This is a genomic window from Rothia sp. HMSC066G02 (genome assembly GCF_001813145.1).
In the GTDB taxonomy this organism is placed as follows: Bacteria; Actinomycetota; Actinomycetes; order Actinomycetales; family Micrococcaceae; genus Rothia.
Window position 1 is genome coordinate 114,128 of sequence record NZ_KV811593.1, and the last position, 8,775, is coordinate 122,902.

The window sequence follows — 8,775 nt, forward strand, 5'->3', positions numbered from 1 at the left end:
CTTTGTTGACTTCTTTTGAAAGGCTGATTATGACGAGCCCTTCCCCCACCTCTGTTGGTATGTCCCGCCGCGTGGCACTGGGTGCAACCGGTGCCGGCGTACTGGCTGCATTGACTGCGTGCGCTAGCGATATTCGCCCGCTGGCTGATGGCTCGGCGTCTAACTCTACTTCCGGTTCTGCTAGTGCATCCGCGAGCGCTTCAGCTAGTGCCTCACCCAGTGCCTCGGCTAGCGCTTCGCCTTCTGCTTCTTCCGGCAAGCATTATAAGGGCCTCGTGAAGTTCGATAACTTCGAGAAGAACGGCGAGTACGTTCCGGCAACCGCCACTCATAAGGCGCAGAATGTGCCGAAGCCTCTCGTTCCGGCGAACATGAACGAGCAGAACGTTGACGGTATTTACGCGTTCGTTGGTTATTGGTTGGCGAGTTCCAACTATCTGCTGATGACCGGCGATACTGAGCCGCTGCAGAAGGTTGAATCTGCGGATTCACTGCAGAATTACCAGAATTTGACGGTTGCCTATGAAAATAATGCGGGCTGGCTCTACGGTGTGGATAGCCCTATGACTCTTGAGTTGCTTTCTGATTCACCACAGAAAATTTCCGGTAGCAGAACTCGTTATGACTGGTTGGCGTACATGAACTACAGCGCCGATATGAAGATTCACATTGAAGGCAGCCCTGATGAACCTTTCATGGAGGATAGTTCGCGGGAACTGACGAAGGTTAGTGTGGAGTACAAGGACGGTAAGTGGATTATGGTCAGCAGTGAGGATGGCTCTTCTGCGACTGACTCTGCCGGCGGGTCTTCTTCTGTCTAAGCACCTACCCTATAGGTAAGGTCTAACGGCTTAAGATAGACTTCTCCCCCGCCTGCGGTAATGCACCGTGGGCGGGGTTTCTTTATGCCGGAACTCGGTGATGCTTTGCAGCGGTATTAGGTTGCTTTGTCATCGGCACTCGATGACGGCTACTGCCGGGTATCTGCGTGTTTGCCGGTATGATGGGGTTGTCAACTCACTCAATTTCCTTTGTTGACTTCCTATGAAAGGCTGATTATGACGAGCCCTTCCCCCATTTCTGCTGGTATGTCCCGCCGCGTGGCGCTGGGTGCGACCGGTGCCGGTGTGCTGGCTGCATTGACTGCGTGCGCTAGCGATATTCGCCCGACGGCTGAAGGTTCGGCGTCTAGCTCCGCTTCTGAAAGCGCCTCGGCCGCTGCTTCCGCATCTGCTTCTTCGGACAAGTCCTATAAGGGCTTTGTGAAGTTCGATAACTTCGAGAAGAACGGCGAATACGTTCCTGCCACTGCCGAGAAGAAGGCGCAGAATGTGCCCAAGCCCCTCGCCCCGGCGAACATGAACGAAGATAACGTTGATGGCATGTATGCGTTCATTGGCTACTGGCTGGCAAGCTTTAACTATGCGCTAATGACCGGTGATACTGAGCCGATGAAGAAGGCTGACCCTGCAGATGTGTATGTGAATGGTCTGCAGGAACTTACGATCATGTACGAGAACGATCTGGGCTGGATGTACGGTACGGATACCCCGGTTACTCTTGAGCTGACTAGTGGTTCACCGAAGAAGGCGTCCGGTAAGGGTACCCGTTACGACTGGCCGGCATACATGAACTACAGCGCCGATGCGAAGATTCACATTGAGGGCAAGTCTGACCAGCCCTTTAAGACCGCTTCTAGCCCGAATGGCAAGCTGGCGAAGGTTGCCGTGGAATACAAGGACGGTAAGTGGATTATGCTCACCGGCGATGAAGGCTCTTCTTCGTCGGCTTCCGCTTCTTCCTCTAGCTCTTCTTCTGTCTAGGCCCCACCATATCGGTTCCGGTCTAACGGTTTGAGGTAGGCTTCTCCCCCGCCTGCGGTAATGCACCGTGGGCGGGGTTTCTTTGTGCCGAAACTCTGCGAAAATTCTGCCGTAACTCTGCGGAACCCCAGGGTAGGAAACCCAGGGAACACCCAGGGGAAAACCCAGCGGATGTTCGGGGTCGGAGGAGGGGCGCTCGGGTACGCTTAACGTATATACATTGACGTACTACATGTGGTCTTTACCTGCAGGTTGTGAGCTTCGCGCTGACGGCTTTGGGGGTGAAGGATCCGACGAAGGACTTCCGATGACTACTTTCTTCACTCGACGTACCGCCCTGGGTGTTGCTGCTGCTGGCGCGCTTTCTGCGTTGACTGCGTGCGCTAGCGATATTCGCCCGCTAGCTGGCGGCACTGGCTCGGCTTCTCCGTCGGAGGCGGCGACCGCCTCCGAGACCGCCTCCGAAACTGCGTCTGCGAGTGCTTCGGCTTCTCCTTCTGCGTCTGCGAGTGCTTCTGCGAGTGCTTCTGCCGCTTCGGGTCTTCGCTCTTCGGGCAGGAAGTATAAGGGCATCATCACTTTCGAGAATTATGTGGAGAACGGCAAATATGTTGCGGCGACCGCTACGAATCCGGCTGAGAACGTGCCGAAGCCCGCGCCTCCTGAGAACTTCAAGGAGCACAGTGTTGATGGTGCGTACGCTTTCTTGAGTTTCTGGCTGGCGAGCTTGAACCATTTGATGATCACGGGTGACCCGGAGCCCATTGAGATGGTTTACTACAAGGGCTACGGCTGGGAGAAGTATCAGAGCACAATCAAGCTGTATGCCTCGGGTGCTGGTTGGGTGTACGGTACGGAAACTCCGTATATTGTTGAGCTACTGACTGATGCTCCTCGAGCGGTGCCCGGCAGCAATAACACTGCCTTCATTTGGGAGGGCCTCGCCCATATGGACCCCAAGATGATACGGCATTATAGGAATCAGCCTGAGAAGGCGACAAGCGCTGAAGAGTCGAAGAAGAAGGTGGCGAGGTTCCGTCTGGAGTACAAGGACGACAAGTGGGAGCTGTCTAGCGCCGCTTAGTTGCCGTCTGGCGGAGGGTTTCCTCTCGTGGTGATTTTTCATGTTATAAGACCCCGCACCTGGTAAAACGCTGGGTGTGGGGTCTTAATTTTCTGAACACTTGAGGTGGTCGCGGGGGCTAGGTGGTGGCTCTCGGGTAACCTTAAAAATATATACATTGACGTACTGATAGGTCTGTACGGGGTGCGCATGCCCGCCACGGTGTGTGGCGTGATTTGCTCTGTATTGGCTCCAACGAAGGGCTTCCGATGACTACCTTCTTCACTCGACGTACTCTCCTGGGCGTGGGTGCGACCGGTGTTCTTGCAGCGCTGACTGCGTGCGCTAGCGATATTCGCCCGCTGTCGCAGGGTTCCGGCGGTTCCTCTGATTCGGCTTCTAATGCTGCTTCTGGCGCTACTTCTGGCGCGGCTTCCTCTTCTGTGAGCGCCTCGGCGTCACCTTCTCCTACCGATGATCACACGCCCGGCTCATACGTGGGCCCGATTAAGTTCAATAACTACGAGCGGAGCGGCACCTACATTCCGGCGAGTGCGGAGGCGCCGGCGCAGAACGTGCCGAAGCCTCTTATCCCGGAGAAGATGAAGGAGAACAGCCCCGAGGGTGCTTACGCTCTGATGGGTTATTGGCTTGCTTCCCAGAATTATCTGATTCTGACCGGCGATGTTGAGCCGCTGATGAAGGCGGATCCTGCGAAGGCTTTTTTGAGGAACTCTAGGACCATGATTAAGCTCTACGAGTCGGGTCTGGGTTGGATTTACGGTTCGGATCAGCCGTACAAGATTGAGATTGCGGAGAATGAGCTTCAGCCGGTTGCTAATAAGCCGGACCGTTACGAGTGGCTTGTGACCGTCGCGTATGACGCTGCCGCTAAGTACCACATTGAGGGTGAGCCTGATGCGACTATCGTTGAGGAGGAAAAGACGATTCCTCGCACGACGAAGTTCATCATGGAGTACAAGGAAGGCATGTGGCGCATGCTTTTGAACAACGATAGTTAGTTTCCCTCATCTTCTGATACGCACTACTTAAGGATTTTTCATGGCAGCTTTTCTTTCTCGACGTGCCGCACTAGCAGCTGCTACCGGTGCTGGCGCGGCTGCGGCGCTGACAGCTTGCGCTAGCGATATCCGTCCGCTGGCTGATAGCTCCGCCTCCGGTGAGGCTTCGGCCAGTGCCAGCGCTTCTGAGTCTGCGAGCCCTTCTGCTAGCGCCTCTTCGAGTGGTTCTTCTGAGAAGTCCTATCTGGGGCCGGTAAAGTTCGACAACTATGAGAAGAAGGGCGAGTATATCCCTGCGGATGAGACGCATAAGGCGCTGAACATGCCTAGGCCTCGACCGCCGGCAAATATGTACGAGAATACTGTTGATGGAGCTTACGCGGCCTATAGTTTTTATGAAGCAAGCCTCAACTACTTAGTACTTACCGGTGATGTTGAACCGTTGAAAGAAGCTGATCCTGTTGGCAAGGACGTCAAAGCTTTTCAAGGTTATGTAACTGTATACGAAACCAATGAGGGATGGTTTTACGGTTCGGAGAAACCGGTTCAAACTGAGATGCTAACCCCCCGGCCTGAAAAGGCATCAGGTAGCGACACCCTCTATATTTGGCCTATCAGATTTGTTAGGGATCCTAATGCGATGTCTCGCATTGAAGGGCGAGCAGATGAGCCTATGTTCCCTAGTAAGGCTTTGACTCCTGACCACGCCAAGCTGAAGTTGTCCTATAAGGACGGTAGATGGTTTTATGCCGCCACTAAGGGCGGCGAGCAGAGCACTCCAAGCCCAAGCGCTAAAGCATCGACTGAGGCTACCCCTAATAACGCCTAGAGCATCTTTGCAGAGTTCACCTTAGGGGTGAGGATCTACCTCACTTATAGGGTTAATAAGCTCCAGAGCTTCATCCCTTACCCTACTTATCATTTAAGGATTTTTCATGGCAACTTTTCTTTCTCGACGTGCCGCATTAGCTGCTGCTACCGGTGCCGGCGCGGTTGCAGCACTGACTGCTTGCGCTAGCGATATTCGCCCGCTGGCTGATAGCTCCGCCTCCGGTGAGGCTTCGGCCAGTGCCAGCACTTCTGAGTCTGCGAGCGCATCCGCCTCGGCATCTGCTTCAGCGACTGAGTCTGCTAAGAAGTCGTACAAGGGCACGGTGAAGCTCGACAAGTACGAGAAGAACGGCGAGTACGTTCCTGCCACGGCTGAGAAGAAGGCGCAGAACGTGCCGAAACCTATTGTTCCGGAGAAGATGAACGAGGCAACCATTGAGGGCATGTACGAGTTCCTCAGCTACTGGGTGGCAAGCTTCAACTACATGTTTATGACCGGTGATTACGAGCCGCTCAAGAAGGCTGACCCGTACTCCCGCTATGCGAACGAGGGCAGCAATGCTGTTATCATCTACTCTTCCGGCAGGGGCTGGGTATACGACACGGATACGCCGGTTACCGTTCAGCTTCTGACCGACGCCCCGAAGAAGGTCGCGGGCGGACCCAACCGCTACGATTGGCTCGGACGCATCATCTATGACCCCAACGCGAAGATCCACATTGAGGGTCAGGACCCCGCTCCCCTAGTCGATGGATCCACTAAGAGCGAGGCAACCAACTTCGCGGCGGACTACAAGGACGGTGCGTGGTACATGCTCAGTGATGAGGATGCTGATGCATCCTCTTCCGAGAAGAGCAGCGCTAGCGCCTAAAACCCGCCTCTAAGCGGCTGGTTCTAAAAGTGAGGGAAGCTCCCGTATGCAGTTGAGATTGCATGCGGGGGCTTCCTCTTTACCTACGTGCGGTGGCGATGTTCCCTTATGCGTTCATGAGCGGACTTTGAACATGCATCAGTTCCTTCGGGTACGCTTAAAAGTACACTGACAAACCGTTTAGGGGTTCTCATGCCTACTTTCGTTACTCGCCGCACCGCCCTGGGCGTTGCTACCGCTGCCGCGCTCGCTTCCCTGACTGCCTGCGCAAGTGATATTCGCCCGCTGGAGGACCCGAGCGTAGTTGACCCGATGCGCCCTTACAAGGGTGACTTGAAATTCAATAGCTACAAGTCCACCGGAACCTACCGCCCCGCAAGCACCACGAAGAAGGCGGAGAACCCGCCCATGCCCGTTCCTCCTGAGAACATAAAGTCGAAGACGATCTCGGGCATGTATGCGGCGCTGGGCTACTGGCTCGCAGCCCTGAACTATCTGACGGTTACCGGCGACGCTGCCCCGTTCAAGGACGTGGACCTAGACGGTATCTACGTACAGAAGATGAAGATATACGTAGACTTGTACGCGAAGGATGAGGGGTGGATGTACGGCACCGATACGCCGCTCTTGGCTGAGCTGATCGAAGAGACTCCACAGAAGGTTGACGATGAGCAGTACCGTTGGAAGGGTATTGGCCGTAACCATAAGGCCGCCGTTCTCCATTACGTACCGGAGGACAGGGATATTCACATTGCAGATACGAGCGGCAGCTCTGCTAATGATGAGGTCACTTTTGTGTTGAATTATCGGAACAATACGTGGATGGTCACCATTGAGACGAAAAGCTCTTCGACAGCTACCCCCGACTCCTCGGGCGGAAGCAATTCTGGCCTCAACGTTTAGGATGCAGTGGCATAGACACCGACACCACGTACGCCTAACAAACAGCACTTTTCGTTAGCTAACGCAGTTTTTGTAGCATTTTCCCAGGTTTGATCCCCAAGAAATCATAAACATATCCAAATACACTAAGGTACTCTGAAATAGATACACCGATAATCTATTGAAGGGTACCTTATGTCTACCTTCGTGACCCGACGCGCCGCCCTTGGCATCGCCGCCACCGCCGCGCTCGCCTCCTTGACTGCCTGCGCCAGCGATATTCGCCCGCTCAGCAACCAGAGCACGCCCGGGGAACAACGCTCCTACAAGGGCGAGCTGAAGTTCAACGGCTACGAATCACGCGGCACCTACGTTCCCGCAACCAGCTCGAAGAAGGCGGAGAATCCGCCCAAGCCTGTCCCTCCTGCAGAGATGAAAGCCAAAACGACGGAGGGCATGTACGCCGCCATAAACTACTGGTTGGCTTCTTTCAATTACCTTATGATTACCGGCGACATTGAGCCGTTTAAGGCTGTGGATATAAACCGAAACGATATCTACAAGGCCGAACCTTTCGTCGAATTTTATGAGAAGAACACTGGCTGGGTGTACGGTACTGATGCGCCATTCTCAGCAGAGCTGACCGAGGACGCTCCGCAGAAGGTTGACGAACAACAGTACCGCTGGCTGGGTGTTGGCCGGTATAACAAGGAAGCAAAGATTCACTACACAGATGGCAGGGAACTCACCATGGCTTCATTGAGTAGCGGCCCCGGTGATTATGAGTTCTTCTTTATCTTGGAGTATCAGGATGGCGCCTGGACGGTTCGGAATGAACCAGCCAAACTTACAACGAGCTCACCCAGCTCAAGCGCGAGCAGCTCCGGCACCTCCATTTAGAACCCCGGTCATATCGTAGTCGTGCGAAAATCTCTGTGCCCCGTGTTTTTCGTCATCTACCGCCGCTTTTACGGCGTTGAAGGCGCACACAACATTGGGCTGGCCGCTCCCCTGCGATATTCTGGAATTAGTTCAATACCGGCACATACTTTATTCACCTCAGAAAGAGCCCCATGTCTACCATGTATACCCGCCGCACCGCCCTGACCGCACTGGGCCTGGGCACCGCTGCACTTCTTGCCGCATGTTCCTCAAAGTCCTCCGAATCTTCAGCAACCGCGAGCGCATCCGCACCCGAGTCTTCGGCATCCGCGAGCGCTACCGCATCCGTCTCCCCCACCGCGGAGGCAACCACTACCGTTGAGCCTGGCCCCAGCATGAAGGGTGAGGTCGTTCTTGCCGACTACTCCTCCACCGGCACTTTTGAGCCCGGCACCAAGGAGCACAAGGCAGTGAACGTTGCGATCCCCGTGGAGCCGGCGAAGCTGCGTGAGAACAGTGTTGAGGGTCTGCACGCGTTCATTGCGTACTGGCAGGCTACCCTGAACTACCTGCTGCTGACCGGTGACGGTACCCGCTTCACGAACATTGACCACACCGGCGACTACTCGACCGTGGCTGAGTTCTTCCAGAGCATGTACGCTTCGGAGAGCGGCTGGGTTATTGGTTCGGAGCGTCCGATGGTTCTGTCGCTGACTGCTGACCGCCCGACCAAGGACATCCGCACCGGCTACTACACTTGGGCAACCGAGATGGTGATTGATGGTGCTGAGGGTGCTGGCGTGTACAGCAAGACCAACGATCGTGTGCAGCCGCTGACCGAGGTGTTCAAGTACCCGGGCAAGCCGGTGGCTGGCCAGATTGTGGCGCACTACCAGGACGGCACTTGGCGTATGGTGCGTCGCGCTCCAGGTACTGCGTCTGCTTCGCCGGTTCCGTCGCTGAGCCCGAGCGCTTCGGCTGAGGGTACTGCGTCTGCGGAGGCTACCACTGCTTCTGCTGAGGCATCGGCACAGTAGATTCAGATCCCCTTTATACCGCTGAGAAGCCACATGTGTTTCGAGAAGCCACCATTATGGTTGCTTTTCGAAACACATGTGGCTTTTCGCCTTTATTCTTTGAGAGGCTCACTGCGCCGCCATAGAATCTAAAAGATCATCCGACAGATACAGACAGATATAAACAAAAAACCTTGATTCCGAAGAACCAAGGCTTTTTTCCTAGTGTGACCCCAACCGGATGGGTACGGTGATGAGGGCGCATAATGCCGAGCGCGCGAGGGATTTCATTATGCGTCCGAATGCCACGCCGTAAGAAGTGGCGGGGCATGATGCCGAGCGTGCGAGGGATTCCATCATGCCCCGGAGTGCCGCGACGTAAGG

9 protein-coding genes are annotated in these 8,775 nt (G+C 55.1%); all 9 read left to right on the top strand.

All coding sequences use genetic code 11. The annotated features are described in order from the left end of the window. Positions 1 to 29 precede the first annotated feature (29 nt). The 9 genes from HMPREF2894_RS04955 to HMPREF2894_RS04995 all read left to right on the top strand — a co-directional run bounded on the left by HMPREF2894_RS04955 (position 30) and on the right by HMPREF2894_RS04995 (position 8,412). Positions 30 to 821, top strand: coding sequence for a DUF6318 family protein (locus tag HMPREF2894_RS04955; RefSeq protein ID WP_044150520.1), 792 nt, complete (start codon positions 30 to 32; stop codon positions 819 to 821). A 237-nt stretch (positions 822 to 1,058) separates the two neighbouring features. Then, positions 1,059 to 1,823, top strand: coding sequence for a DUF6318 family protein (locus HMPREF2894_RS04960; RefSeq protein WP_080974517.1), 765 nt, complete (start codon positions 1,059 to 1,061; stop codon positions 1,821 to 1,823). 307 nt (positions 1,824 to 2,130) lie between these two features. Beyond that, positions 2,131 to 2,907, top strand: a complete 777-nt coding sequence (locus tag HMPREF2894_RS04965; protein ID WP_070678068.1) for a DUF6318 family protein — start codon at positions 2,131 to 2,133, stop codon at positions 2,905 to 2,907. 248 nt (positions 2,908 to 3,155) lie between these two features. Further along, entirely contained in the window at positions 3,156 to 3,908 is a 753-nt protein-coding gene (locus HMPREF2894_RS04970; RefSeq protein WP_049341416.1) for a DUF6318 family protein, read from the top strand. Positions 3,909 to 3,948: 40 nt separating this feature from the next. Next, positions 3,949 to 4,737 (top strand): DUF6318 family protein, encoded by a 789-nt coding sequence (locus HMPREF2894_RS04975; protein WP_070678070.1) that lies wholly within the window; start codon positions 3,949 to 3,951, stop codon positions 4,735 to 4,737. A 106-nt stretch (positions 4,738 to 4,843) separates the two neighbouring features. Continuing rightward, positions 4,844 to 5,611, top strand: a complete 768-nt coding sequence (locus HMPREF2894_RS04980) for a DUF6318 family protein (RefSeq protein WP_049341418.1) — start codon at positions 4,844 to 4,846, stop codon at positions 5,609 to 5,611. A 192-nt stretch (positions 5,612 to 5,803) separates the two neighbouring features. After that, positions 5,804 to 6,514 (top strand): DUF6318 family protein, encoded by a 711-nt coding sequence (locus tag HMPREF2894_RS04985; protein WP_049357595.1) that lies wholly within the window; start codon positions 5,804 to 5,806, stop codon positions 6,512 to 6,514. A gap of 174 nt (positions 6,515 to 6,688) precedes the next feature. Next, positions 6,689 to 7,393, top strand: a complete 705-nt coding sequence (locus HMPREF2894_RS04990; RefSeq protein ID WP_049357597.1) for a DUF6318 family protein — start codon at positions 6,689 to 6,691, stop codon at positions 7,391 to 7,393. Between the two features lie 173 nt (positions 7,394 to 7,566). Continuing rightward, positions 7,567 to 8,412 carry a DUF6318 family protein gene (locus HMPREF2894_RS04995; protein ID WP_049341420.1) on the top strand — a complete coding sequence of 282 codons (846 nt, stop codon included), beginning with the start codon at positions 7,567 to 7,569 and terminating at the stop codon, positions 8,410 to 8,412. Positions 8,413 to 8,775: the final 363 nt, after the last annotated feature.

Excerpts from the sequence above, each read along its gene's own strand:
- HMPREF2894_RS04995 (WP_049341420.1), top strand. The coding sequence starts at position 7,567 with ATGTCTACCATGTATACCCGCCGCACCGCCCTGACCGCACTGGGCCTG.
- HMPREF2894_RS04980 (WP_049341418.1), top strand. The coding sequence starts at position 4,844 with ATGGCAACTTTTCTTTCTCGACGTGCCGCATTAGCTGCTGCTACCGGT.
- HMPREF2894_RS04990 (WP_049357597.1), top strand. The coding sequence starts at position 6,689 with ATGTCTACCTTCGTGACCCGACGCGCCGCCCTTGGCATCGCCGCCACC.
- HMPREF2894_RS04960 (WP_080974517.1), top strand. The coding sequence starts at position 1,059 with ATGACGAGCCCTTCCCCCATTTCTGCTGGTATGTCCCGCCGCGTGGCG.
- HMPREF2894_RS04970 (WP_049341416.1), top strand. The coding sequence starts at position 3,156 with ATGACTACCTTCTTCACTCGACGTACTCTCCTGGGCGTGGGTGCGACC.
- HMPREF2894_RS04965 (WP_070678068.1), top strand. The coding sequence starts at position 2,131 with ATGACTACTTTCTTCACTCGACGTACCGCCCTGGGTGTTGCTGCTGCT.
- HMPREF2894_RS04985 (WP_049357595.1), top strand. The coding sequence starts at position 5,804 with ATGCCTACTTTCGTTACTCGCCGCACCGCCCTGGGCGTTGCTACCGCT.
- HMPREF2894_RS04955 (WP_044150520.1), top strand. The coding sequence starts at position 30 with ATGACGAGCCCTTCCCCCACCTCTGTTGGTATGTCCCGCCGCGTGGCA.
- HMPREF2894_RS04975 (WP_070678070.1), top strand. The coding sequence starts at position 3,949 with ATGGCAGCTTTTCTTTCTCGACGTGCCGCACTAGCAGCTGCTACCGGT.